At 44.4% G+C, this 25,930-nt stretch carries 27 protein-coding genes; 3 read left to right on the plus strand and 24 right to left on the minus strand.

Features of this window, described 5'->3' with window-relative positions:
- Positions 1-3: 3 nt before the first annotated feature.
- The 12 genes from fliF to MHB56_RS03030 all read right to left on the minus strand — a co-directional run bounded on the left by fliF (position 4) and on the right by MHB56_RS03030 (position 13,075).
- Positions 4-1,590 carry a flagellar basal-body MS-ring/collar protein FliF gene (gene fliF, locus MHB56_RS02975; RefSeq protein WP_076182681.1) on the minus strand — a complete coding sequence of 529 codons (1,587 nt, stop codon included), beginning with the start codon at positions 1,588-1,590 and terminating at the stop codon, positions 4-6.
- 34 nt (positions 1,591-1,624) lie between these two features.
- Positions 1,625-1,936, minus strand: coding sequence for a flagellar hook-basal body complex protein FliE (fliE, locus tag MHB56_RS02980; RefSeq protein WP_036688553.1), 312 nt, complete (start codon positions 1,934-1,936; stop codon positions 1,625-1,627).
- Positions 1,937-1,969: 33 nt separating this feature from the next.
- Positions 1,970-2,416 (minus strand): flagellar basal body rod protein FlgC, encoded by a 447-nt coding sequence (gene flgC / locus MHB56_RS02985; protein ID WP_076127801.1) that lies wholly within the window; start codon positions 2,414-2,416, stop codon positions 1,970-1,972.
- Positions 2,417-2,422: 6 nt separating this feature from the next.
- Positions 2,423-2,830 carry a flagellar basal body rod protein FlgB gene (flgB, locus tag MHB56_RS02990; RefSeq protein WP_036688558.1) on the minus strand — a complete coding sequence of 136 codons (408 nt, stop codon included), beginning with the start codon at positions 2,828-2,830 and terminating at the stop codon, positions 2,423-2,425.
- Between the two features lie 388 nt (positions 2,831-3,218).
- Positions 3,219-4,619 (minus strand): ATP-dependent protease ATPase subunit HslU, encoded by a 1,401-nt coding sequence (gene hslU, locus MHB56_RS02995; RefSeq protein ID WP_036688559.1) that lies wholly within the window; start codon positions 4,617-4,619, stop codon positions 3,219-3,221.
- A gap of 33 nt (positions 4,620-4,652) precedes the next feature.
- The gene (gene hslV, locus MHB56_RS03000) at positions 4,653-5,195 is read right to left on the minus strand and encodes an ATP-dependent protease subunit HslV (RefSeq protein WP_036688562.1); all 543 of its coding nucleotides are present in this window, start codon (positions 5,193-5,195) and stop codon (positions 4,653-4,655) included.
- A gap of 17 nt (positions 5,196-5,212) precedes the next feature.
- Positions 5,213-6,595 carry an FADH(2)-oxidizing methylenetetrahydrofolate--tRNA-(uracil(54)-C(5))-methyltransferase TrmFO gene (trmFO, locus tag MHB56_RS03005; RefSeq protein WP_076100371.1) on the minus strand — a complete coding sequence of 461 codons (1,383 nt, stop codon included), beginning with the start codon at positions 6,593-6,595 and terminating at the stop codon, positions 5,213-5,215.
- A gap of 8 nt (positions 6,596-6,603) precedes the next feature.
- Complete coding sequence (gene topA / locus MHB56_RS03010) at positions 6,604-8,703, minus strand: type I DNA topoisomerase (RefSeq protein WP_036688567.1); 2,100 nt, start codon at positions 8,701-8,703, stop codon at positions 6,604-6,606.
- A gap of 36 nt (positions 8,704-8,739) precedes the next feature.
- Positions 8,740-9,858, minus strand: a complete 1,119-nt coding sequence (gene dprA / locus MHB56_RS03015; RefSeq protein ID WP_076127799.1) for a DNA-processing protein DprA — start codon at positions 9,856-9,858, stop codon at positions 8,740-8,742.
- 223 nt (positions 9,859-10,081) lie between these two features.
- Positions 10,082-11,011: a succinate--CoA ligase subunit alpha gene (sucD, locus tag MHB56_RS03020; RefSeq protein ID WP_036688571.1), complete on the minus strand. Its 930-nt coding sequence runs from the start codon at positions 11,009-11,011 to the stop codon at positions 10,082-10,084.
- A 62-nt stretch (positions 11,012-11,073) separates the two neighbouring features.
- Positions 11,074-12,234, minus strand: coding sequence for an ADP-forming succinate--CoA ligase subunit beta (sucC, locus tag MHB56_RS03025; protein ID WP_038571984.1), 1,161 nt, complete (start codon positions 12,232-12,234; stop codon positions 11,074-11,076).
- Between the two features lie 352 nt (positions 12,235-12,586).
- Positions 12,587-13,075, minus strand: a complete 489-nt coding sequence (locus tag MHB56_RS03030) for a MarR family winged helix-turn-helix transcriptional regulator (RefSeq protein ID WP_235219564.1) — start codon at positions 13,073-13,075, stop codon at positions 12,587-12,589.
- 142 nt (positions 13,076-13,217) lie between these two features.
- Between MHB56_RS03030 and MHB56_RS03035 the strand changes: the two genes are divergently transcribed.
- Positions 13,218-13,646 carry an organic hydroperoxide resistance protein gene (locus MHB56_RS03035; RefSeq protein ID WP_036688575.1) on the plus strand — a complete coding sequence of 143 codons (429 nt, stop codon included), beginning with the start codon at positions 13,218-13,220 and terminating at the stop codon, positions 13,644-13,646.
- 369 nt (positions 13,647-14,015) lie between these two features.
- On the opposite strand, the gene MHB56_RS03040 is transcribed toward MHB56_RS03035, so the two are convergent.
- From MHB56_RS03040 to MHB56_RS03090, 11 genes are all read right to left on the minus strand, one after another.
- Complete coding sequence (locus MHB56_RS03040) at positions 14,016-15,695, minus strand: YifB family Mg chelatase-like AAA ATPase (protein WP_248548844.1); 1,680 nt, start codon at positions 15,693-15,695, stop codon at positions 14,016-14,018.
- A 207-nt stretch (positions 15,696-15,902) separates the two neighbouring features.
- Positions 15,903-16,412: a phosphoesterase gene (locus tag MHB56_RS03045; protein WP_341143242.1), complete on the minus strand. Its 510-nt coding sequence runs from the start codon at positions 16,410-16,412 to the stop codon at positions 15,903-15,905.
- A gap of 174 nt (positions 16,413-16,586) precedes the next feature.
- Positions 16,587-17,003 carry a hypothetical protein gene (locus tag MHB56_RS03050; protein WP_051491578.1) on the minus strand — a complete coding sequence of 139 codons (417 nt, stop codon included), beginning with the start codon at positions 17,001-17,003 and terminating at the stop codon, positions 16,587-16,589.
- A 154-nt stretch (positions 17,004-17,157) separates the two neighbouring features.
- Entirely contained in the window at positions 17,158-17,544 is a 387-nt protein-coding gene (locus MHB56_RS03055) for a YraN family protein (protein ID WP_076127091.1), read from the minus strand.
- Positions 17,541-17,843 carry an EscU/YscU/HrcU family type III secretion system export apparatus switch protein gene (locus MHB56_RS03060; RefSeq protein ID WP_038571992.1) on the minus strand — a complete coding sequence of 101 codons (303 nt, stop codon included), beginning with the start codon at positions 17,841-17,843 and terminating at the stop codon, positions 17,541-17,543. The genes MHB56_RS03055 and MHB56_RS03060 overlap by 4 nt, the downstream gene beginning before the upstream one ends.
- The gene (locus tag MHB56_RS03065; RefSeq protein ID WP_341143243.1) at positions 17,840-20,011 is read right to left on the minus strand and encodes a DNA ligase; all 2,172 of its coding nucleotides are present in this window, start codon (positions 20,009-20,011) and stop codon (positions 17,840-17,842) included. The genes MHB56_RS03060 and MHB56_RS03065 overlap by 4 nt, the downstream gene beginning before the upstream one ends.
- 118 nt (positions 20,012-20,129) lie before the next feature.
- Positions 20,130-20,741 carry a ribonuclease HII gene (locus MHB56_RS03070; RefSeq protein WP_076100429.1) on the minus strand — a complete coding sequence of 204 codons (612 nt, stop codon included), beginning with the start codon at positions 20,739-20,741 and terminating at the stop codon, positions 20,130-20,132.
- 187 nt (positions 20,742-20,928) lie between these two features.
- Positions 20,929-21,789: a ribosome biogenesis GTPase YlqF gene (gene ylqF / locus MHB56_RS03075; protein WP_341143244.1), complete on the minus strand. Its 861-nt coding sequence runs from the start codon at positions 21,787-21,789 to the stop codon at positions 20,929-20,931.
- A gap of 29 nt (positions 21,790-21,818) precedes the next feature.
- Positions 21,819-22,427 carry a signal peptidase I gene (lepB, locus tag MHB56_RS03080; RefSeq protein WP_341143245.1) on the minus strand — a complete coding sequence of 203 codons (609 nt, stop codon included), beginning with the start codon at positions 22,425-22,427 and terminating at the stop codon, positions 21,819-21,821.
- Between the two features lie 298 nt (positions 22,428-22,725).
- Entirely contained in the window at positions 22,726-23,070 is a 345-nt protein-coding gene (gene rplS / locus MHB56_RS03085) for a 50S ribosomal protein L19 (RefSeq protein ID WP_036688590.1), read from the minus strand.
- Between the two features lie 147 nt (positions 23,071-23,217).
- The gene (locus tag MHB56_RS03090) at positions 23,218-23,508 is read right to left on the minus strand and encodes a hypothetical protein (protein WP_051491579.1); all 291 of its coding nucleotides are present in this window, start codon (positions 23,506-23,508) and stop codon (positions 23,218-23,220) included.
- 411 nt (positions 23,509-23,919) lie between these two features.
- Between MHB56_RS03090 and MHB56_RS03095 the strand changes: the two genes are divergently transcribed.
- Positions 23,920-24,870: a hypothetical protein gene (locus MHB56_RS03095; RefSeq protein WP_340392215.1), complete on the plus strand. Its 951-nt coding sequence runs from the start codon at positions 23,920-23,922 to the stop codon at positions 24,868-24,870.
- A 58-nt stretch (positions 24,871-24,928) separates the two neighbouring features.
- Here MHB56_RS03095 and MHB56_RS03100 read toward each other — a convergent pair whose 3' ends face one another.
- Entirely contained in the window at positions 24,929-25,159 is a 231-nt protein-coding gene (locus MHB56_RS03100; RefSeq protein ID WP_036688596.1) for a hypothetical protein, read from the minus strand.
- A gap of 205 nt (positions 25,160-25,364) precedes the next feature.
- Here MHB56_RS03100 and MHB56_RS03105 point away from each other — a divergent pair, with 205 nt between their 5' ends.
- The gene (locus MHB56_RS03105; RefSeq protein ID WP_155288145.1) at positions 25,365-25,541 is read left to right on the plus strand and encodes a hypothetical protein; all 177 of its coding nucleotides are present in this window, start codon (positions 25,365-25,367) and stop codon (positions 25,539-25,541) included.
- The last annotated feature ends 389 nt before the right edge of the window (positions 25,542-25,930 follow it).

A 25,930-nucleotide genomic window follows, 5' to 3' on the forward strand; every position in this document is an offset into this window, starting at 1 on the left:
AGTTCACCTCTGTTCGTCTGCAAGCCATGTACGCAGCAGATTTACGAATTCGTCTGGCTTCTTCTTGGCCAAACTTTCCAATTGCTTACGAACTTGACTTTCATTCGTCACGCTCTCCAAGTTAATAGAAGGAAATTCAGTAGGAACCTGCAATGGAATGTCTTCATCTTCCTCTTCCACAGTCTGTTTACGACTCCGGTAGATTAGATATCCTCCACCTGCTCCAACCAGCAATGCTGCTGCTCCGATAGCCCATATCATCCAAGAAGCGAGACCACCTTTAACGGTGTTGGCATCGGTGCCACCAAATTGTTGCGAGTAGACCGAAACCTTTTTGGTCAAATCAGCGTCTGTATATGTAGTACCTGAATCTGCAAGAGAAGCGCGAACAATATTCACCAAAATATTTTGAATTGCAGCTGATGTTGCATCATCTAAACTTTTTTCTCCTGAAGGTGGTTCAACTGCAACATTTATGGTTAAGTCTTTAACAGTATACGGACTAGCAATAACATCTTTAGTAATTCGGTTAACTTCGAAGTTCCTCGTTTCCGAAGATTCCTCCGAGGTAGAAGTATCCGCACCCGCATTAGAAGGATAGCCCGTAACATCTTGAGAACCAGTGCCAGCCACTCCGCCAGTCGTGTTACCTTGACCCGAATACGAATTACTAATTATTTGTGAACTGATCTCAATCCCCCTCATGTTCTCTGTATCCACAGGGGTAACAAGATCTTCCTTCCGGTTTTCCTTGTCAAAGTTCAACTTTGAGAACACAAGAACATCCACTTTATCAGGACCGGTAAGAGTGCTAAGGAATTGTTTCACATTTTTCTTTACTTCTTCTTCGAATTTCTTCTGAAGAGCGAAGTTTTCTTCAACTTGGTTTGTGACACCAGCCTGTCCACCTTTAGCTGTTGGCATTAATTCAATTTCATTATTTGCAATGGTAATGTTGTCAATTGGTAAATTAGGCACAGCAGTTTTCACAAGATTGAAATACCCGTCAATATTGTCTTGGGTAGGTCTAAATCCTGGATCAAATGAAAGCACAACGGATGCAGATGCCTGCTCCTGATCAGCCTGTGAGGCAAAAACTGTCTCTTTAGGCAAATTAATCAGCACTTTTGCATCTTTAATCCCTTGCATACGTCTCATTAACTGTTCAACTTCACCGTTTAATGCATTATTGTACTTCACGTTAAACTCGCTATCTGTTGTACCTATCATTGACGAATTTTCGTCAAAGACTTTATATCCGATAGAGCCACCTTGAACAATCCCCTGAGAACCGATATCCACCTTGACCCGAGCTGCTTCTGTACTAGGTACAGAAATACTCTTTCCATCTTGACTTAATCGGTATGAAACACCTGCTGAATCTAAGGCCTTCATTACTCCAGCCGAATCCGTACTGTCCAAATCTTGAAATGCTACTTCATATTCTGTTTTTGAAAGCTGCATGGTCATAACTACGATTATTATTAGAATGATAAACAATGTTGAAAAGAATAAAATCTTCTGTTTACCACTAAATCTGTTCCAATACAAGAGAACCTTCTCCCGATATTGGGCAAATCTTTCATTCACAGTGTCACCCCATCCGAAACTAAGCTAGGATTTATTATATTTGAGTTCTCATAATTTCTTGATAGGCTTCAATCACTTTGTTCCGGACTTGTGTAGTCAACTGTAAACTCAGTAGAGCCTGTTGGGAAGAAATCATCACTTCGTCAATGTTCACTTCTCCCAATACAAATTTATTACTCATATCCTTAGCTTGTTGTTCCTGATCAGCCACTTTATTGAGCGCATCCTCAAGATAAGAGCCAAAGCTCTCCATCGAATTAGCAGGAGTGGATGAAACTTCGGAAGATGTCGGTTTCATTGCAAGCTGCTGTACAGCCTGAACCCCATTAGATATATTCTGTATCAACTGTTTCCCCCCCTTAAGTTAATTAACATTCATTTATCTACCAATTTCGAGTGCCTTGCTTACCATAGCTTTGGATGCATTAAGCATCGTAACATTGGCATCATAAGAACGAGATGCAGATAACATATCAACCATTTCTTTGGTAATGTCTACGTTTGGCATATAGACATATCCTTCAGCATCCGCATCGGGATGGCTTGGATTGTACACCGGCTTCAATGGTGAAGAGTCTTCTATGATCGACTGCACCTTAACCCCTTCATTGCTATTATTCATTTTCGAATTTAGTATATTCGAGAATTTATTACTTTCGTTCGTTTCCAAAACAACCAACTTACGTCGGTAAGGAACAGCCTTGCCATCCACCACGGATGCTCTTGTAGTTTCAGCATTGGCTACGTTGGAAGAAATTACATCCATCCGCAACCGTTGAGCCGTTAATGCAGATGCGCTGATCCCAAAACTACTACCAAAGTTCATACTCTCTTATCCTCCTTGAATTACGGCTCGCATCATCGAAATCTGACTGTTAATCTGTTCAACATAAGAACTATACCTAAGCTGGTTCTCTGCGCTTAACGCCATTTCGCGATCTACATCCACATTGTTGTCGTTATTGTTCATAGAGGTAGTTTCATCAGTATTTTCAACAGCAGCGGGAACAATTGTGTTGCTGCCAAATTGATAATGCCGGGTATCCGAAACTTTCGCTCTAAGTGTAGATTGGATTCCACTTTCCTGTTGTTGCAGGATACTTTCGAATGAAACATCAGAACGTTTGAAATTGGGCGTATCTTGATTAGCCACATTATTTGCTAGAGCATTTTGTCGTTTATAGGCAGCATCAATGCCTCCCTGCAATCGTTGAAAACTGACACTATTCAGCAATCCCAAGACAATTCCTCCTTTCAAAGCTATCATAATGAAAAGAATTCCACAACTTCCATCAAAAAACCTGCTTGCTTTCGACAAATAAAGAAAAAAATACTCTAAATTTACGGTATTCCGTCGAACGCTGTCGCAATGAATAACACTTAGCATTTTCACATACATTGATTTTCATTTAATTTGTATATTATTACAATAAGAAATAAGCCCTATCTTTTTAGAAAAGACAGGGCTTTTAGCACTTTATTACTATTTATTTACATTTTCAACTCATTTTTTTCTTTTTAATTGCATGTTTTGACATAATTTTACGTTTTCACGACACCAATTTGTAATTTATCTAATCCGTTATGCCCAAATTCAAAATACATAGATTTTTTGTTTTTTTGTCGCTTTAAAGAATATACTGACTTAAATCACGATCCTGAGCTATACTTGCCAATTTCTCGCGCACATACTCCGGGGTAATAACCATTTTTTCTAAAGTCAGCTCAGGTGCTTCAAAAGAAAGATCCTCTAACAGCTTCTCCAAAATAGTATGAAGACGCCGTGCACCTATATTCTCCATATTTTGATTCACTGAAGCCGCTATTTTGGCGATCTCATGTATAGCATCCTTCTGGAATTCCACTTCTAAATTTTCTGTTTTAAGCAGATTCACATATTGTTTAGTTAAAGCATTCTCTGGTTCCGTCAAAATAGAAACGAAATCCTCTAACGTTAGACTACTCAGCTCTACGCGAATCGGAAAACGACCTTGAAGTTCTGGAATCAAATCTGAAGGCTTAGCAATATGGAAAGCTCCGGCAGCCATAAAGAGTACATAGTCTGTCTTCACAGGACCGTATTTCGTCATAATGGTCGAGCCCTCTACAATCGGCAAAATATCCCGTTGCACGCCTTCACGCGACACATCCGGTCCAGACCCTTTTCCCTGACTTGCTACTTTATCGATTTCATCAATAAAAATAATGCCTGATTGTTCAGCCCGAGTCACGGATTCCTGGATCACATCATCCATATCTATCAGCTTGGCCGCCTCATCCTGAATGAGTACCTTGCGCGCTTCCCGAATAGGAAGCTTACGTTTCTTCGTCCGCTTAGGCAGCAAACTGCCGAACATCTCTTGCATATTCATACCCATCTGGTCATTTCCTTGACCTGCAAACATATCCATCATAGTTGGCGCTGTATCCTCAACATCAATTTCAATGATGTCATCTTCCAGCTGACCAGCTAACAGCTTAAATCTAACCCCACGGCGGCGTTCACTTAGGCTTCCATCCTGCTCAGCGTCTTCTTTAGAGTCCTCTTGGGCAGAATTCCCTCCAAAAATCATCTCGAAAGGATTCTTTTGTGATTTATTTTTGGAAGAGGAAGGGACCAATATAGAAACAATCCGCTCATTAGCCAGTTCTTCCGCACGATCCTTAACCTTCTCCGTACGCTCAAGCTTCACCATACGAATAGAAGTCTCTACCAGATCACGAACCATAGATTCCACATCTCGACCTACATAACCGACTTCAGTAAATTTAGTGGCCTCCACTTTGATGAACGGTGCATTAACAAGCTTTGCTAGACGCCGGGCGATTTCTGTCTTTCCCACACCTGTAGGTCCGATCATCAAGATGTTCTTAGGAACGACTTCATCACGCAGTTCCTCTGCTAGCAGACTGCGCCGATACCGATTACGAAGCGCAACGGCTACCGATTTCTTGGCTTGCTTCTGACCTACGATATATTTATCCAATTCGGCTACAATTTGACGGGGTGTAAGCGATTGATTCACCATCGTGAATTCCTCCTTGTCTCTATGGCACTGAGTCTATAATTGTTCAACAATAATGTTGGAATTAGTGTACACACAAATTTCAGAAGCTACCTGAAGCGATTCTCTAGCAATATCCGCAGCGGAAAGATTGGGTGCATGACGTTTGAGTGCTCGACCTGAAGCCAGCGCAAAATTACCACCGGAACCAATCGCAAGAACGTCATCATCCGGTTCGATAATTTCACCATTTCCGGAGATCAGGAGCATTCCTTCCTTATCCATAACAATCATCAAAGCTTCAAGCTTCCGAAGAATACGATCTTGACGCCAATCCTTCGCTAATTCAACTGCAGCCCGCTGCAGGTTCCCATGATGCTCCTCCAGCTTGCCCTCGAATTTTTCGAATAGGGTAATAGCATCCGCAACGGATCCCGCAAAGCCTGCTATTACTTGTCCTCTGTACAGGCGACGGACTTTTCTGGCCGTCGTCTTCATAATAACACTCTCTCCGAATGTAACCTGTCCATCACCTGCTATAGCTGCCTGTCCGTTATGTCTTACCGCACAAATTGTAGTCGCATGAAAGCTGGGTACCATGATTGTAAGTTACCTCCTTAAGATGGGCTTTGTTCGCTATCGACAACCTCCGGCTCCGAATAAGCGAGTCCTGTACGGTTGGCATACTCGGCAAGACTGTCCAGAGCGCGATGAGCTAACATTTCATTCTTTTCCTTCTTATTGCGGATCTTCTTCTCTACCTTCGGCAACAGACCGAAATTGGCATTCATAGGCTGAAAATGCTCTGGATCGGCAGAAGTAATATAAGCTGGCATGCTGCCTAGAACAGTATCCTGCGGGAAGATCAGTCCTTCCTGACCGAGTGCTGCCCGTGCAGCATTAATACCAGCTATGAGCCCGGAAGCAGCTGATTCAACATAACCTTCTACACCTGTCATCTGTCCAGCAAAAAAGAGTCTTTCCTTGCCTTTCATCTGATAGGTAGGGTGCAGAAGCTTAGGAGAATTAATAAATGTATTTCTGTGCATCACACCATAACGAACATATTCAGCATTCTCAAGACCAGGGATCAGCGAGAATACACGCTTCTGCTCTCCCCATTTCAAATGGGTCTGAAAACCAACAAGATTGTAAAGTGTGCCGGCAGCGTTATCCTGACGGAGTTGCACAACCGCGTAAGGAAGTTTACCTGTATGCGGATTGATAAGTCCTACTGGCTTCATTGGGCCAAATAACGCTGTTTGCTTGCCGCGTTTCATCATGATTTCAATAGGCATACAGCCCTCAAAGTATATCTCTTTCTCAAAATCCTTGAGTGCTGCTGTCTCAGCAGAAATCAACGCATCATAAAACACGTCGAACTCCTCTTCTGTCATCGGACAGTTCAGATAAGCCGCTTCACCTTTATCATAACGGGAAGCCAAATACACCTTGTTCATATCAATGGTGTCTTTCTCAACAATCGGTGCTGCTGCATCATAGAAGTAGAAATACTCTTCACCCAGCAGCCCTTTTATTTCAGCAGATAATGCCGGTGAAGTTAGTGGGCCCGTTGCAATAACAACAATCCCTTCCTCCGGTATATGCGTAAGTTCTTCATTTATGACTTCCACGAGCGGATGATTATGCAAAGTATGGGTGATCTCACCTGAGAATCCGTCCCGATCTACGGCAAGTGCTCCTCCTGCGGGTACCGCGTGTCGGTCAGCAGCACCTAATACAAGAGAGTTCAAACGCCGCATTTCTTCCTTCAATACACCTACAGCATTTCCTAATCCATTCGCACGCAGGGAGTTGCTGCATACCAGTTCAGCAAATTGATTCGTGTGATGGGCTGGCGTCTTTACTACAGGTCTCATCTCATATAATCTTACCGGAACTCCTAGTGATGCTATTTGCCAAGCGGCTTCGCTTCCTGCGAGACCCGCTCCAATTACTGTTACTTTTGCTGTATCTGACACTGTCTTTTTTCCTCCCATAGAGACTATTAATCTGCTAATTCTTCTTCGTTGTCTAGAACCGCCTCTGTATGATCACAAGATGTACATTGTAGCTTGGTTCCTTGCTTATTACGTTTCTCAATCATCCAAGATCCACATGATGGACATGGTTTTATAGAAGGTCTATCCCATGAAACGAAATCACAACCAGGGTACTGATCGCAGCCATAGAAAACACGCCCTTTTTTGCTGCGTCGCTCCACAACCTTACCTTCATGACATTTAGGGCAAGTTACGCCAATATCCTTGATAATCGGTTTCGTGTTTCGGCAATCCGGAAAGCCAGAGCATGCTAGGAATTTCCCAAAGCGACCCAGCTTATACACGAGAGGTTTACCGCATTTCTCACAGATCTCATCAGAGACTTCATCTTCAATCTCAATTTCTTTCATCTCTTCTTCCGCGAATACCAAACGCTTCTCAAACGATTCGTAAAACTCTGCAAGAACCTTTACCCAGTCTTCTGAGCCCTCTTCCACATGGTCAAGATCCCCTTCCATGTTCGCGGTGAATTCAACGTTTAGGATTTCCGGAAAAAATTGCTCCATCTGCTCTATAACAAGCTCGCCAAGTTCGGTTGGCATGAATTTTTTCTCTTCAATAGCCACATAACCACGCTTCTGGATGGTTTCCAGCGTTGGGGCATATGTACTTGGACGGCCTATACCCAGCTCCTCAAGCGTCTTTACAAGTCTTGCTTCCGTATATCGTGGAGGCGGTTGTGTAAAGTGCTGTTTAGGCTCGATCTCCTGCTTATTTAAAGCATCTCCCGCTTGAAGCGGCGGCAAATACTTGTCTTCATCTGTAGTTCCGTCATCGTTGCCTTCTACGTAAACCTTCATGAACCCGGGGAATGAAACCTTCGAACCAACAGCTCTGAATGTAGCAGTACCTGCAGCAATATCGACCGAAAGCGTATCCAGCAGGGCAGAAGACATCTGACTTGATACGAATCGCTCCCACACTAGCTTGTAGAGACGGAATTGATCACGGCTCAAGAACTCTTTGACCATTTCTGGTTCGCGTAATGCCGAGGTAGGACGAATCGCTTCATGCGCTTCCTGTGCTCCAGCTGCCTTTTTAGAATACTGCCGTGGGGATTCTGGCAAGAACTTCTCACCATACTTAGCTGTTATAAGCTCTTTAGCTTCATCCTGAGCGGTGACAGAGAGACGCGTGGAGTCAGTACGCATATAAGTGATCAAACCTACGGTACCTTCTTTACCGAGTTCCACACCTTCGTATAGCTGCTGTGCAACAGACATTGTCTTAGCGGCACGGAATCCAAGCTTACGGGCTGCTTCCTGTTGTAGGGAGCTGGTGGTAAAAGGAGCCGAAGGATGACGTTGTCTTTCCTTCTCCTTCACATCACTCACCTTAAAAGATGCGTTCTTAATGGCTTCAAGAACTTCCTGAACATCACTTTCCTGGTTCAGTTCTTTTTTCACACCATTCAGCTTATGAAACTTAGCTTCAAAGACGGAATCCCGGATTCCAAGCTTCGCTGTTATGCTCCAATATTCGGTGGGTACAAAAGCGGAGATTTCATTCTCACGATCCATAATGATCTTCACGGCAACGGATTGTACACGTCCAGCAGATAAACCTTTTTTGACTTTCTTCCATAATAGAGGGCTAATCTTGTACCCTACCAGTCGATCCAAAATACGTCTAGCCTGCTGTGCATTCACGAGATCCATATTAATCTTACGCGGTGTCTTAAAAGCATCTTTTACCGCTTGTTTGGTGATCTCATTAAAAACAACTCTGCATTCTTGTGTATTATCTAAATCCAGCGCATGCGCCAAATGCCAAGCAATTGCTTCCCCTTCGCGGTCGGGGTCAGCTGCGAGATAAACTTTTTTAACTTTTTTACTAGCGTCTTTCAATTCCTTCAATATAGATCCCTTACCGCGGATAGTAATATATTTGGGACTGAAATCATTCTCCACCTCAACACCAATTTGACTCTTCGGTAGATCTCTAATATGTCCCATTGATGCCTTTACAATATATTTACTACCTAGATATTTGCCAATTGTCTTCGCTTTTGCAGGCGACTCGACAATAACTAATGCATCTGCCATAGACTCTTCCTCCTCGTTAACACTCGCACCTCTATATTAAATTACCTTATAAATAGCTCCTGGTAATTGTGTTACCGCTTTTTTTATGATTAAAGATAACAGAACTGAATGCAAATGTCCAAAATCCCATCCTGTTCTTACAAGCAGATCGTCCAATATAAAAGGGCCTTGATGCAGTATATGGTATAGGTGAGACTCCTCATTTGTCAATTTCTTTTCAATCATAAAGTCGTCTGCTGTCTGTTCGGTAGTGCTATTATTCCCTGTTTTTATTACGTTTGTCGGCAAATAAGAAGTATATTCTTCTATAATATCTAATCCACTGGTTACCAGCTTTGCCCCCTGCTTGATAAGCTCTAACGCCCCTCTGCTCTTAGGTGATGTAATAGGTCCGGGAACTGCGAAGACATCCCTCCCAGCTTCCAAGGCAGCATCGGCTGTAATAAGTGATCCACTGCGACTGTCAGCCTCCACGACCACTGTCCCCCGTGATAAACCTGCTATGATCCGATTACGCTGTGGAAATAATCCAGGATGACTTTTAGTTCCAAGAGGATACTCTGTAATGACAAGCCCTTCCTGAGAAATACGCCGCTCCAGTTCAATATTCTCAGTTGGATAGACTTTGTCCAACCCTGTTGCCACTACCGCTATGGTCCCTCCACCGCTTCTTAGCGCCGCTTCATGACAAATGCTATCGATCCCCCTCGCAAGTCCGCTAACCACCGTTAGACCTGCTGCACTAAGCTCCTCCGCGAGAATCTCCCCTACCTTTCGTCCATATGCTGTTGGCACACGGGTGCCAACCATCGCCACACTAGGAGTTGATAACAGTTCCAAACGACCTCGATAATAAAGGATCCACGGTGGCTGTGCCGTCTCCTTCAACAAAACAGGATAAGCCGCATCAAACACAGTGACCATCTTCACTGCACATTCTTCCATTAATAAGCGCCTTTTGGCGATCCATTCTAATGTATATATGGAAGCAAGATAATTCGACAGCTTTCCGTTCAATCCGATCGTTTCCCAATCTTTTGCACTACAGGAAAATGCTCGTTCTGACATTAAGCCGGCTCTGCGAATCTTGTCGATACTCTTCCAGCCAATCCCCTCCACTTCATTAAAACCAAACAGCAGATCTTTTTCTTCCATATAAGCTTACTCTCCTTTAATGGAAGGGTTAGCCTTCCCTATTTTGTAACATGAATTAGAGGAATGCAATATTTTCTTTTAATTCAATATTTTTCTATGTTAAAAAACAAAAAAGCAACCTTTTATCCCTTGGATAGGAACAAAAGGTTGCTTACCTCTGAAATAATTATACACGAAAGAAGCCCACTCGCGTAGAGTGAATTCCTTCAATTAAATAAAATAATTAATGCGTTGTAAAAGCGCTAAGAATACCGCGTTCTTCGAGCACACTTACTAGCGTTGAGCCCATTTCGGCAGGTGTAGGAGCAACCTTGATTCCGCACGATTCAAGTACGGCAATTTTCTCACTCGCTGTGCCCTTGCCTCCGGAAATAATAGCACCCGCATGCCCCATACGTTTGCCAGGAGGGGCAGTAGCACCGCCAATAAACCCTACAACAGGCTTAGTCATATGCTCACGAATCCACTCTGCTGCTTCTTCCTCTGCGGTTCCGCCAATTTCACCAATCATAATGACTGCCTTTGTACCCGGATCCTCATTAAAAAGCTTCAGAATATCAATAAACTCTGAGCCTTTAACAGGGTCTCCGCCAATACCTACAGCTGAAGATTGCCCGATTCCACGCGTGGTCAGCTGATGAACAGCCTCATAGGTTAGAGTTCCGCTGCGCGAGACAACACCTACATACCCTGGCATATGAATATAACCCGGCATAATTCCTATTTTGCACTCACCAGGAGTGATAACTCCCGGACAGTTGGGTCCGATCAATACAGTAGAGCGCCCCTCCATATAACGGGACACTTTTACCATATCAAGCACTGGAATCCCTTCGGTAATACAAATCACCAGGTCGAGTTCTGCGTCCACGGCTTCCATTATGGAGTCTGCTGCAAATGCTGGCGGTACATAGATTACACTAGCGGTTGCGCCTGTAGCCGCCTTAGCAGCTACAACAGTATCGAATACCGGAAGGCTAACCTCACTGCCATTTTCAAGCGTGATGTTGACAGATGTTCCACCTTTACCCGGTGTTACCCCTCCAACCATCTGTGTTCCATAATCCAGCGCACCTTTAGTATGGAACAAACCCGTTGATCCTGTAATTCCCTGCGTGATAACTTTCGTATTTTTATCTACAAGAATGCTCATGCCTTAAGTCACATCCCTACTTATATTGTCAAATACGATAACTGGCTTCCTAAATCAGGCCATTATTGCACAAGAGACACAATCTTACGGGCACCGTCCGCCATAGAATCAGCAGCAACAATATTAAGTCCCGATCCAGCCAAAATCTGCTTGCCCAATCCAACATTTGTTCCCTCAAGACGCACAACCAGCGGTTTAGTCAAACCCAGTTGACTAGCCGCTTCTACAACACCGTTAGCGATAACATCACAGCGCATAATACCACCGAAAATGTTAACAAAAATTCCGTTCACCTTTTCATCCGATAAAATGATTTTAAAGGCTTCTGTTACTTTCTCGGTCGTTGCACCGCCCCCTACATCCAGGAAGTTGGCGGGTTCGCCTCCATAATACTTAATAATATCCATAGTGGCCATCGCGAGACCTGCGCCGTTTACCATGCACCCAATATTGCCATCAAGTGCAATGTAACTAAGGTCATACTTCGAGGCTTCGATTTCCTTTAAATCCTCTTCATCCAAATCCCGCAGCTCTAGAATATCTTTATGACGGAACAAGGCGTTGGAATCAAAATTCAGTTTGGCATCCAGTGCCATCACATTCCCATCCGCAGTCACTACCAATGGGTTAATTTCGGCAATAGAGCAATCTTTATCCACAAAAGCTAAATATAGCGCTTGCATGAATTTCACAGTTTTGCCTACCAGCTCATTAGGAATAGAGATACTATAAGCCAGCTTACGCGCCTGGAAAGTCTGCAAACCCACTGCCGGATCAATGATCTCTTTAAAAATTTTCTCCGGATGTGTTGCAGCTACTTCTTCAATCTCAGTACCGCCTTCTTCAGAAGCCATCATGACCACTCGGCCAGTACCTCTGTCAACTACGATACCAATGTAATACTCCTTAACAATTTGACAACCCTCTTCAATGAGCAGTCTTTTTACTACCTTACCCTCCGGTCCAGTCTGGTGAGTTACTAGAGTCTTGCCCAGAATCTCAGTTGCGTAACTACGCACCTCATCGATATTCTTAGCAACCTTTACTCCTCCAGCTTTACCGCGTCCACCTGCGTGAATCTGAGCTTTAACTACAACAACTGGTGTGCTCAGTGACTCTGCGGCTTCTACCGCTTCCTCCACTGTATAAGCTACTTTTCCATTCGGTACGGCTACACCGTACTTCTTAAGCACTTCTTTTCCCTGATACTCGTGGATATTCATAGCGGTAGCCTCCTAAAGTAGCGTGGTGACTAAACAGGCAGCCTGTTGTCATCTCGCTTTCCGTTTTGATTGCCGCGGGGTTAGGGATAGGCTGATGTTATACATGCAGCACTATTCCGGAACCAGCAGAAACTGATCTACCACTCGTAAAAAGAATGGCATTATTTCTGCAAGAGACATTGTGTAAATCTATAAGACTAAGCTTATATTTACCTATATGCCATACAAAGGAACCCAGAATAGTGTAACATGTTTTTAAAACGCTTACCTTAAATATATTCATGATTTGTACACATTTTTTCGCTTGATTTCATGCCGGAATGCGAACGATCGCATTGACTCCTTACTACGCTTACTTTTTACTATCTTGGATATTAGCTTCGTGAACACGATTCAGTAAGTCTTTAAACTGATCAAGTAGCTCTATGGATTCATTATTTGTCAGTGTCGTTTCTTCCATCATTTTGCCGGGAATACACACGGCATCACTTTGGAGTGCCCAGCCTTGTTTCGTTAGTGAGATTAATACTTTTCGCTCATCCTGCATCGAGCGTTCACGTATAATTAGGCCTGCAGCTTGCAAGCGTTTCAATAACGGAGTCAGCGTTCCTGAATCCAAAAATAACGCCTCACCAATCTCTTTCACTGTACATTGCTGCCGTTCCCATAACACAAGCATTACTAAGTATTGGGAGTAAGTTAAACCGATCTTATCCAAATACGGTTGGTACAGCTTTGTAATCTCACGCGAGCAAGCATAAATGGTAAAACAGAGCTGATTCTCGATCAGCAGCTCTGGGGTTGTAGTCATTTTCTGCATATCTTCTTCACTCATTTTCATATTTATTCACCCGCCTTATCTCTTTATTTTATCATAATTCCCTCATATATCATAATAATAGCAAAAAATTAATTTGACTTTTATATTAATTGTGATAAATTAGATTGTACACAAACTAATTAGTGAATAGGAGAGATTTATTATGATGACAATTCAACAAAAGATGTATGAAACCACAGTTAAAGCCGTTGGGGGAAGAAACGGTTATATAGAATCAGAAAGCCCTAAACTCAACCTTACGATCAGTACACCACGCGAAATGGGTGGTGCCGGTGGTGAAGGCACTAATCCTGAACAATTATTCGCAGCTGGCTACTCCGCTTGTTTTGACAGTGCTCTGAACATGGTTGCTCGTCTTGGAAAAGTGAAGATTGAAGGCAGTGAAGTTACGGCTACTGTAAGCTTTGGTAAAGTTGAAGATGGCGGATTCGGCATTGCGGTTAAGCTTGACGTGCTGGTTAAAGGCGTTGACAGAGAAACCGCAGCATCTTTGGTAGAAGCTGCCCATGGCGCATGTCCTTACTCCCGTGCCACTCGTGGCAATATCGAAGTAGAACTGAATGTACTGTAAGAAATTATAGAGAAAAATGTATGTGAAATTTGCTAAACGATCTAACCTTCGTTTGAATACGTGGCATTTCACATTCGAAGTCGCTAACGGACACAGTTGATCTTAAACGCAACTTAATCCCATATTTGGGATGCTATCGGACCTCATAGCAGCTATTGGAATGAAAACCACTCAATATAACCTTCTTCCGAAGGAATAGCGTCTCCAGAGTCCGAATCTACGCTCCAAGGGCTAAAAACTTGCAAACAACGTCCTCAAGGTCCGTTCCGTAAGCATCAGAGCATAATAATGGTTCGGCGATGCTCGTCACTACCGGTCCATAGTATAGAGCAGCGATTCTCATTAACGGGAATCGCTGCTCTTTTATCTTTATTCCTCCACTAATACCTGTCGATCCAGATTACGGTATTGCACAGCTTCCGCGAGATGTGCAGAAGAAATATCCTGTGCACCCTCCAGATCAGCTATGGTACGGGATAGCTTAATAATCCGATCATGCGCTCGCATGCTTAGACCTAAATTCTCCAATATGTCATACAGTATTTGAGCACTCTCACGGTTTAGGCTTGCATATTTCCGAAGGGAAGCACCGGAAAGTTCGCTGTTCCATGAAATCGCCAGTCGTTTGTAACGTTTAGCTTGGATGGCCTGAGCAGCCAACACCTCCGCACGCATCTCTGCTGACGATAAAACATGCCCCTGCCGATTCCATTCCTTCGGGCGGGGAACATCAACCTGTAAGTCGATCCGATCCAATAATGGACCGGATATTTTGGCTCGATATTGGGCAATCCTTGATGGACTACAGGTACAATTTTGCTGGGAGATACCGCTTCCAAAAAAGCCGCAGCTGCACGGATTCATCGATGCAGCGAGCATGAATTTGGCAGGAAAAGTAAAGGAAGCCCGGGCACGACTTATAGTAACCACCCCATCTTCGAGGGGCTGTCGCAACACTTCAAGCACATTCCGGGAGAATTCAGGCAATTCATCCAGAAACAGAATACCTCGATGCGCAAGACTTACCTCACCTGGCTTGGGAATACCGCCCCCTCCAATTAATCCGGCAGAAGATATCGTGTGGTGTGGAGAACGAAATGGACGACTTCGCAGCAAACCGTTGTGTGCATCCTTCAAATTTCCAGCCGCACTAAAAATTTTGGTTACCTCAAGTGCCTCACTGTCCGACAATTGCGGAAGGATACTGGGAAGGCGTTTGATCAGCATCGTTTTGCCTGTGCCAGGTGGACCGATGAGCATAATATTATGCATCCCTGCAGCCGCGATAGTTAGTGCTCTTTTCACATGTTGCTGTCCAAGCACATCACTGTAATCATCCATTATTTCATTCGCTTCGGAAGAAGCAGCCTCAGAATCAGAATATTTAGGGTTATATTTGAGATGCTCTACAGAAAGAACAAGCACCGGAGGTTGTTCTTTTGCCCCCATCCCCATACTCACGGATACAGGAAAAGGAAGTAGTGATCCTTCAGATTCTTCTAGAGGAACTAGCTTATCTATAATCGGACCAAAGCTAGCCACAGATTCAGCAGCATTCGCTAACGCTTGCAAATGGTCGATGGTATAAACATTTATGCCACTGATTAAAGCGGCTTCTGCCGCATTGCCTTGCGGGAGCAGAACGGCTTTAAACCCGCTTTTACGCGCTGCTTCAACCATCGGCAACACACCCGAAACCGGACGCAGACTGCCGTCGAGCGCAAGCTCTCCAATCAAAAGCATCTCTTGAGCTGAAGGCATAATCAACTGGCCACTAGTTATCAGTATCCCTAAAGCAATCGCTAGATCAAAAGCGGAACCTTCTTTACGCAGGTCAGCTGGAGCAAGATTGATCGTAATACGCTGCTGTGGATAGCGGTAACCGCAATTTTTAACGGCAGCCCTAACTCGTTCAACAGCCTCGCGAATCGCTGAATCTGGTAAGCCAATGATATTCGTCTGCGGCAGTCCATTTGCAAGATCGATTTCCACACCAATCATTACCCCTTCAATCCCATACAGACACGCGCTAAACATTTTCCCATACATAATAAAAACACCTCATCTCCTGAATTACACCCTAATTTGGGGTGTCATAGCTTCAAGAAAAAAGGTGCTTCCTTATTTTCCAAATATATATTAGCTGTTAAGTACATTATAGAAGTTGTGTCCTAACGCAATCTGTGAGCAATTTATCTTTAGAATAAGAAATTCAAGTTTTACATAAAAGCGAAAGCACATCTCTAAAGACCTACATCAATCTCCTTCTTTAACTACGACCGAGTCCCTAATCTGCTCAAAAGTCAACGGTTTATAGTTCCAATGCTCTACACAAATGTTAAAATGATTTCTTCCCTCATATTTTTGCCCATGAATATGGCCGTGCACATTTACGTAAGGCATATGTTTATTCATGTACATAGGCTCATGTGAGAGGAAAAAGAAATCCTTATAAATCAAAGGATATTCACTAACCTCATCAAAACCTGCATCAAGCCACCAACTTTGGCTGCGGCCGCGATCATGATTGCCAAGAATCAGGATTTTGTATCCATGTAGCCTGGCCACAATCGCACGAGTTGCCTCCTTATTCAGAAAAGAAAAGTCTCCCAAATGAAATACTTTGTCTTCCGGATTCACTACCGAATTCCAACTTTCAATCATAACTTCATTCATTTGCTCTACATCGTTGAAGGGTCTGGATTCAAAATCAATGATCAACTTATGCCCAAAATGATGATCTGATGTGAAAAAAACCTTAGCCATGTGCACCCTCCTTTTGTTCCTATTCTAATGACAGTATGTATGAAAAAAGCTCCGACTACCCATAAACCCTAGGAAATTCGGAGCCCCGAGGACTTTTCCGCCTAATTTCTCACGAAATTATACGTATCATTCTATGTCATGAGGCGATGACGGAATACCTCTTTATTGTTAATGTTACTTTTCCCAGTCGCGCCGCTTACTCGAACGTTTATTAACATCACTCTGAATCAGTTCAGCTAAAGGAGGCGCCTCCTCATTGTCAATGAGCCAGCCACGCATCTCCTTGATCGCTTCCACCTGTCCATTGCCTTTGTCACGCCATGTAAGCAGTTCAATAACTCTAATTACAAGCGCTAAGAGACTGCTATTGCTGTTTTGCGACTTTTCAGCCCGGATTTTTTGAAATAACGCTTCATTTTCCCAATCTATTAATATTTCCTCCGCTATAGTGGGCCGCATTACCGTGAAGGTCTTATTGCAATTATCGCAACAGACGACAGATATTGGCTCTGCTTTAAATTTCACTTCAATCTTCTGCTGGCAATATTGGCATGTAAAACTAACCTGCATTTCAGAAGGTTTATTCTTCACTAGACAGCCCTCCTCATGATGACATTAAAAAGTTACTCCTAATGTTTACCCATTTCTTTTGAGAAATGACCCACAGTGCGGAAGGTATGTAAAGACTTTTTTATCAGAACAGCAGCAAATTCATAAAGAATCGCATGAGAAAATAGAGTTACTCTTAAAACGCCTCGCGAATATGACTAAGTGAAGCTAGGCTAAGATCGTCATTTAACAAGACGCTAATTACATCAAAAGAAACCCGCCGTTCCTCATAACCCTTCATATGCAAATAAACCTGTGTTGTACTCCGAACCTGGTTTATTTTGCGAGCATTCACCGATTCTTCTGGAGTTCCCTGAAGCAGCTCTCCACTGCGGCTACGAACTTCGACAACAACAATACAGTCTTCACGCTCCGCAATGATATCAAGCTCTCCAGTACGACAACGCCAATTCCGTTCCAATATCATATACCCGCTAGAAGATAGGTACTGCACAGCTCCGTTCTCTGCAGCAGTTCCTTTCTCTTTGCGGTTATAGTGCTTTCTTACATAGGGCTCTTTCATTCTTGTCCCCGTTCACCAGCGGAACGATCGCTCTGATACACAAAGCTGAGGATTTCCGCCACCAGCTGATAGAGCTCAGACGGAATCTGTTGGTCCAGATCAAGCTTTGAAAGAACCTCCACGAGGGCTGCATCTTCCTGAACAGCAACCCCGCTCTCCTTAGCCTTTTGCAGAATAAGGTCTGCTATCGCGCCTTGTCCCTTGGCTACTACGACAGGAGCCTCGTTTTGTCCGGGACTATATTTGAGAGCGACCGCTTTTTTGAGCCCTTGTGAAATTGGCTGTACAGGCTCATTCATATACGGTAATCCACTCCTTTGTAAGCCTCAGGAACATAATCAACAAACTTATTAGTATTGGAGCCAGCAAGCTCTTTAGGCAAATTCAATTCTGGCAAGGGTTCGGTTCTTAAACCTGATAATTGATAACCGATGGATTCTACTGCAGTTTTTATTTCTTCACGCCGCGTCTCCAGCAGCTCAAGCACCCACGGATGATCATTATGAAGCTTAAGACTAACGATTCGATCGACAACCTGCACATCTACCAATGTCTGCCCTAGCTGCTTCATGTCCAAATCGAACCATAATCGACAGTTAGCTGCATCCAACTCCCCTTTGCGGCCCCGCCTGGACTGGATATGAACCGATGCAGTTTCCTGCCCATCTGGACCTTGCAGCGGCAAGAACAATGTAACCTGTGCGAAGGGAGCAGTCCGATCTGTATTCAGCAGCAGCTGTTGGCCTGTCAGCTGCTGCACTAGCCCGCTCGCGGCATCTTTTACCGCGGGCGGCACCTCGCTGCTGCTCATAAGCTGCAGCAGCACGCCCTTCAACGTGTCGGCAGCTTGCTCCCCGCCGACACTGCCTAGCGCGGCTGCAGCTGTCCCCGCTGCCGCTCGCGCCGTCTCCGCGGCCGGCAAAGCGCCGCCGCGCACGGCCTGCTGCTCGTGCTCCGCACCGAGCAGCTTCAACACCCGCCCCACCCACGACTCCGCATCCGCGGGTGGGGCGGTGTCTGGCTGCACCGGCGAAGCCGCAGCAGCCGTGGTCTCCCCGCGCGGCGCTGCCGGCGCGGGGGCAGGTTCTTGTCCCGCCGCCTCAGCGGGCGGGACGTTCGCGAGCTGCGGCATGCTGCCGCGCAACTCGGTGAGCACGCCCTGCAGCTTCGCGAGCAGGGCAGCCCCGCTAGGCGCAGCAGCTTGGCTTCCCGCAGCAGCCTGGCTATCTGCACCTGCTGATCCAGTGGCGCTTGTAATCGCGCCACTGACACTACCCTGCGCTCTATCTTTATTTAGACTCATTTCATTGCCATGAGTTTCGCTCTGATTAGAACTATTTTGATTGCTTACAATTCCGTCCCCTTGCGTGTTAGCAGCACTACTCTGAGTTCCTGAAGCAAGCGTAGAAGTTATTTTCCCAGTCAAAGGTTCACCAGTATTTCCACTCTTCGAGAGCTGAACTACCTCACCAGCCTCTTCGGGGACCACTGGCTTGGCAGTTACAATACCGGTTTTATTCTCAGGAGTTTCAGCTGTACTTGCAGCTGCACTTCCTGATATTTCTGATTTCACTGAATTCAAAGGAATTATTGGTTCATCAGAAATAACTCCGGCTCCCGTTGCCCCTCCTGTTGCAGCAGCACTTCCGCTTGTAGTAGTAACACCAGCACTACCTTCAGCAGGTTTACTTACAGGTTGTCCAGTTCCTTTAACCGCCACCTGGTCCATTTCCGCATCAGCATCACCTGCTGATACCACTTCCCCGTTAATCACAGCGCCGGTACCTGTCGTTACAGGAGCATTCAGCTTTCCGGTCGGGGTACCCATTCCAGGTTTAGCTTCGGCTGTTGTTGTTTCTTCACCGGCGACTTGACCTGCCCAAATCGTAATCTGTTCTTCGAGCGCTGACAAAAGCTGATGAAGCTGCGGACCAAAAACCGCCTGCTGCAATCCTTTCACACTTTCAGGGGTAACCGGCAAGCCCCGCTTTACAGAAATGACAGCTGCATCAAGCCATTCTGAGGTCGGCACGCCCGCAGGTTTCGCACTCATTACAGCATCCAGAATCGCCGCTGTCTCTTTGGTAAGCGGAATACCACCCGACTGCATCGCCAACACAATTTCCCGACCCGCTTTGGAGTCAGTAAGCCCAAGCGATTCCAATGCCTCGCCCATGTTTTGCGGGGTGGCTAATACCGTTTCGCCGAGGGAGACCGGCTTCAATACGGGCAATCCGCCTTCTCCGGGTGCTCCAACCTGTAAGTTCAGGGTCTCTCCTGGCAGTAGTGGTGTTTCCAACTCCGCACGAACAGGTGTGCCTTGAATCTGCACAACGGCTTCTTTTCCCGAATCCGATACAGACAATACAACACCACGTACAACCTGCCCTTCCTTCAATTCCAAAGACTTGGCTGCTCCCGGTTTATTATCCCCGAGCAATCCACGGATCAATGTTCCGATATTCATACCGTTTCTCCTCCCTCCATTTACTCTCTTCTTACTATATCGGTATTAATCCGACTTTTTTGAGCGGTGAATTTATCCAAGCTTAAACGCCTTTGGCGTCTTTTATATTCTGATATTTCTAAAAAAGGGTTTGCTGTTCAGCAAGAATCTTCCCAATAAAGCTGCGCCGATGCATAGGTGTCGGACCTAACGCCGTAATTTGTTCCCTGTGAAGCTTGGTCGCATAACCTTTATGTATCGCAATCCCATAATCAGGGTATAATTCCTCCCACACCCCTTCACACAGTCTATCTCTTGTTACTTTAGCTATAATCGAAGCTGCCGCAATGGACTGGCTGTTTGCATCTCCTTTTATGATCGCCTGCTGCGGCAACGGAAGATCAACTTTTTCAGCATCGATTAACATATAGTCCGGGGTATGACTAAGACCTTCTACCGCTTTTTTCATCGCCAGACGAGAAGCCTGTTTAATATTAATTTCATCAATCATGCGGGAATCCACATAACCTACACCAATAGCTATCGCCTGCTCCATAATAATCTCGAATAAGGCATCTCTTTTTTTCGCTGTAAGCTTCTTAGAGTCGTTGACGCCATCAATAATAAGCCCTTCCGGCAAAATCACCGCTGCTGCAACAACATCCCCAAACAAACAACCTCTGCCTACTTCATCTACGCCGGCTATACGGCGATAAGACTGTTCCCAGCCCTCTTTTTCATAACTCAACATATCTATCGTACTCACGATCTGTCACCGCCAATTATAAATTATTCTATAAACTACATAAGTCAGCTTACCATAGTAAAGCTCACATGGTCATGTACAAATAACCACTCCAATTTGATCCAAATCGGCAAAAAAAAGAGCCCCCGAAAATTTCCGGATGGCTCTTCCATACCCATTCATTTAAACGCCTTTAAGGTGTTTCCAGCGTAAAACGACCAAGCTTACCTGCCCGCAGCTCATGCAGCAAAGCACGTGAAGCTTTTTCCAGATCAACACGTCCACCGCTAATTAGACAACCGCGTTTGCGGCCCACGGCTTCCATAACTGCAACGATCTCATCAGGGTTCTCAAGATCCTCAGGAAGCTTCTCAATACCAAAGCGTTCTTGAAATCTGGTACCATAATCCTTGACCAAATACTTCACTGCATAAAAAGCAATGTCCTCAATGTTCAGGATTTCTTCTTTGATCGCACCCGTCACGGCCAAGCGGTAACCCACGTCTTGATCCTCAAACTTCGGCCATAAGATACCAGGAGTATCCAGAAGCTCCAGATTACCTCCTGTTTTAATCCACTGCTGGCCCTTAGTAACCCCCGGGCGATCACCCGTAGCAGCGATACTCTTACCAGCCATTCGATTAATCAGCGTTGATTTACCGACGTTAGGAATACCGACGATCAATGCGCGCATAGCCCGTGGGTTCATTCCCCTTGCGATCTGCCGATCAATTTTTTCCTTCAACAGCAGCTTGACCTGCTCCGGAATCTCCTTAACGCCTGTTCCAGTAGATGCGTCCACAGGATGGGCAACATGCCCTTGTTCCTTAAAGTACGCCAGCCACTTCCGAGTAATTTCCGGATCCGCCAGATCCGCTTTGTTCAAAATAATTAATCTCGGCTTGTCCCGCAAAATATCGTCAATCATCGGATTGCGGCTGGAAAGCGGCAGACGGGAATCGAGCAACTCTATAACAACATCAATCAGCTTCAGCTTATCCTCGATTTGCCGCCTAGCCTTCGTCATATGACCAGGAAACCAATGAATGGCCATTGCCGTCACCTCCTTTGACTTCTGTCAACTTAATGGTTAATCAGTGTAATATCTTTTATCGGCCAGAAGATTAAATCTGCACGACCCACAATATCACCCAGCGGCACATAGCCAATCATCCGGCTGTCTGTACTATCCGAGCGATTATCCCCCATAACGAAAATATGTCCTTCTGGTACAGTACCATCCGTGAATTTTTCATTTGGGAAATCTTTATTATTATACAGAGCCTTGTTACTATGCGCAGTATCAATAGCGCCTTGGATGTAAGTCTCGTTAACAACCTCACCGTTAACTGTAACTACATCTCCTTCTACTTTCACAGTATCTCCAGCCACACCAATTACACGTTTAATAAAATCTCTGCCTTCAGATGGCACGTGGAATACAATAACCTCACCCCGCTGCGGAGATCTTATATCGTATAAAATTTCATTAACGATAACACGTTCTCCCGTATGGAAATTAGGCTGCATGGAAGGTCCATCTACAATAAAAGGCTTGAATAAAAGCCAGCGAATCAGTATAACCAGAACTAAAGCAATCGCAATGGCCTTGACCCATTCCAGCACTTCATTTTTCTGTTTACGTGGGTTCTGCTCGCTTGATTCCAAAGTTTCGCTTTGTTCCTGCTGCATAGTTCACCGTCCTCTCTTAATACTACTCTTACTATACAACACAAAAAAACTCCTGCCAAAAACCCCTCCACAGATACTCCTTCAGGAGGCCTTTTCGGAGAAGCTTATCCCCAAGCGTATATGTCACACGCATTGTATACCAAGCTAAAACGCCCTCAGCGTCCTTTTAAGGACGGTATGCGTTTATGCGAGAAATATAAGAATAATGTATAACGTAAAACTTATGCTTTTCTTATATTTCCAAAAAAAAATAAAGCGAAAGGGGCTTGAACTCAAGCCCCTCTCCTCTGTCACTATTCTAGCGACGAATTTCTTTAATTCTCGCTGCTTTACCACGTAGTTCACGAAGGTAATAAAGCTTAGCACGACGCACTTTACCACGACGAGCCACTTCGATTTTTTCGAGTTTAGGCGAGTTGATTGGGAATGTTCTTTCCACACCAACACCGTAAGAAATTTTACGAACCGTAAAAGTCTCACTGATTCCACCGCCACGACGTTTGATTACAACGCCTTCGAACAACTGGATACGCTCACGAGTTCCCTCGATAACTTTTACATGCACCTTCAAAGTGTCACCCGGACGAAAACTAGGGATATCTTTACGAAGTTGCTCTTGCGTAATAGCTTGTAGGATATTCATTAAGGACTTCCTCCTTCCGTACAGGTGTTCTTGCCTCTTCCGGAGAGATCTGAGCTCTCCCTCATTATCCGCAGCGGACCACCGTATTCCACACAACAGAGTTAATAATATCATAAAGGACGGGCTAATACAACTTATTTTTCTATTTTATAACGGTAACATATCTCTTTTTTTTGCCTTAGACTGGCAGTCTTTACACAAGCCGACCACGGTTCCATTGTCTTGAGCGTAGAAGATCAACTTCCCATTCTTCTTCTTGCAAGAAGAGCAAGGTTGCTCCCCTGGACTCTGTTTGGCTTTGCGATGACTATCCATTGAGATCACATTACTGCTAGTCGTGCGCAAAGGATCGCTTGAGCTACTTGTTTTCTTTTTCTGAACGATATAATACCCAACACCCAGCGCTAGCAAGACAAGCAAAATAACTACATATTTCATCTGGCTCCCTCCGCTCTTCATGATTTACTTGAGGTAAGAAAATAAAAAGACCGCCCTGTGATGCAAGTAAGGCAACGGTCTATATCGTATTCGCAAACTAGCCTTAGCACATCTCACTATAAAAGCGCTTTTCAGTAGCTGCTGAAGATTATATATGAGAGCATCTTCGCTCTTTTTATATGTACCCTTACCCATTTTAATGTGAGCGTAAGATCTATATTTCATTTTAGCACAATTGAAATTTGAAGTGTAGTGAACACTTTTTAAATACCTAGTCTTTGGTCCAGTATATTAACCCGCCTACAGCCGTTTTTACAATAAATCCCCATAGGCTATACTTACAGAAGTACGTACATAACGTAGCGCTTAGGGAAGAACACATATACCCAAAAATAAGGAGGATTTTATTCAATGAAAAAGAGTAATACAACTAGCGTAATGGCAGCTGTAGCCGTCTTGTCCATCGTACTTCTGGCAGGATGCACAGAATTACCGGGTAGGCAATCCGCTAATAATGAATTAGGAAAGAATATTACTGAAGATGTGCAGCAAAATATTGGTGAGGCTGTGAAGCAAGAGCTAGGTAAAGCCGCTGCAAGCGTGGAACAGGCCGTTCAGGATACAGCTACCAAGGTGGTCGACGAAGTTAAAGCAAACAGCATTAGCAAAGAACTATCCTTATCTAAAGAGATCGGCTCTGCTTCAGTGCTTAGCATGAACAATGCAGTGGGAGAAATAGAAGTTACATCAACTACGGGTGATCAAATTAATGTGAGTGCGACAATCTTAGCCCATAACGGCTCCGCTCATAAAGCTGACCGCCAGAAAATCTTGGATGACGCTGAGATTTCAATAGACGTTAGTGGCGATACTCTGAAGGTATCTACAAATTCCAAATCAAATCCGAAGAAGGATTTATGGACTTGGGCTCAAGACAAATACGGTTATTCAGATTTTAGCATTAACTATACCATTGAGATCCCCACCCGTATGGATGAATATCAAATCACCAATAATGTCGGGCAAATTCGTCTCCGCAATCTGGACGGAAATTACCGCGTCGTCAGCAACGTTGGAGCTATTGATATCGAAGGAGCTAACATCACCGGTAAGTCCACTCTAGAGTCTAATACAGGAAGCATACGCATGGATATAGCCGGAATGAAGAGTGATAGCCGTCTTAAAGCGACAACAAATGTAGGTAGCCTCAATGCTGTTCTAGCCGATGGCGTGAAATGTAGCTTGGTGGCTAAAAGTGATCTAGGCCAGATCACCGGGGTTGAGGGTGGCAAACGTGATGTTAACGGAGGAGGTCCTTTGTTGTCCTTAAGCTCTGATATAGGTGCAATTACAGTAGAGTAACCAACCACTAAAAACAGACCGTCCGGATTAGCGGACGGTCTGTTTTTGCATCATCATATCAGATTAATGCAATAGCCAACAGCGTGAACAAGCTGAGAGTTAAAATATTGTCAGCAGCATAAGGGTAACCAAAAAATGCAGAAGTCTGCACAGGTCCATTGGATCCTGTTCTTAAGTAAACATTATATCTGTCCACATCTGTAATCACACCTTCATGCTGTCTGCCATCAGTAGTCAGGATACGTACCCTTCTATTCTTACAACGTAAGCAATTATAATAAGCCTCCACTAGTGTACTCCTCCTCATTCGTAATGATATACTCTATGGTGAGGAGTACAGGTCGGTAACGGCTAAGTTACATAGGTCATTTGTTTGGATCGATATTTACTTTCCGTTCTCTGCATTTTTTGTATTCCCAAAGGTTATATATAAGGAAAGACATATTCTCGGCTTGTTATCCGTACCATCCTATCCATTCAAGGAGGCCAATCGAATGAATGTAGCACGTAAACAGTTTATTAAGGAAGGCGTACTGCGTATTACCATCTTTATTATTTTATCATCGCTTACCTATACCGTTCGCAACTATGCATGGGCAGTTACTGTTCTCGTATGTTTTGCGCTTTACGCTCTACTTACAGGAGTATATCGCCTCTTTCGCAAAGAGTAGAATGCGCCTCCACGAATTTTTATAGTTAACCAAACGCCCCCTTTCCAAAGAGTTTTTAATTCTCCTTGAAGAGGGGGCGTTTACATTCTGACCAGAATCACAGGGTTTGACCTCTTTGTAGAGCACAATAAAACCATTAGATGTAGTGAACTTTCGTTCGCTATACTCTAATGGTTTTATTGGACTTGCTTATTCATACTTAATTATTAATCTTATATGTTCAAGCTTTAAAGGGCGAATGGGAATTACGATTTGCGATTTGTATAATAATCGATAATATCATTCACGGTGCGGAGCGGCTCCGCATCTTTGTGGATCGTGTCCACGCTAGGCTTGAATTCTTCACGCGTCTTCGTAGTCACTTCAGTTCATTCCTTTCAATAGTTAAG

The sequence above is a fragment of the Paenibacillus sp. FSL H8-0315 genome, assembly GCF_038005365.1.
GTDB lineage: Bacteria > Bacillota > Bacilli > Paenibacillales > Paenibacillaceae > Paenibacillus_AQ > Paenibacillus_AQ odorifer.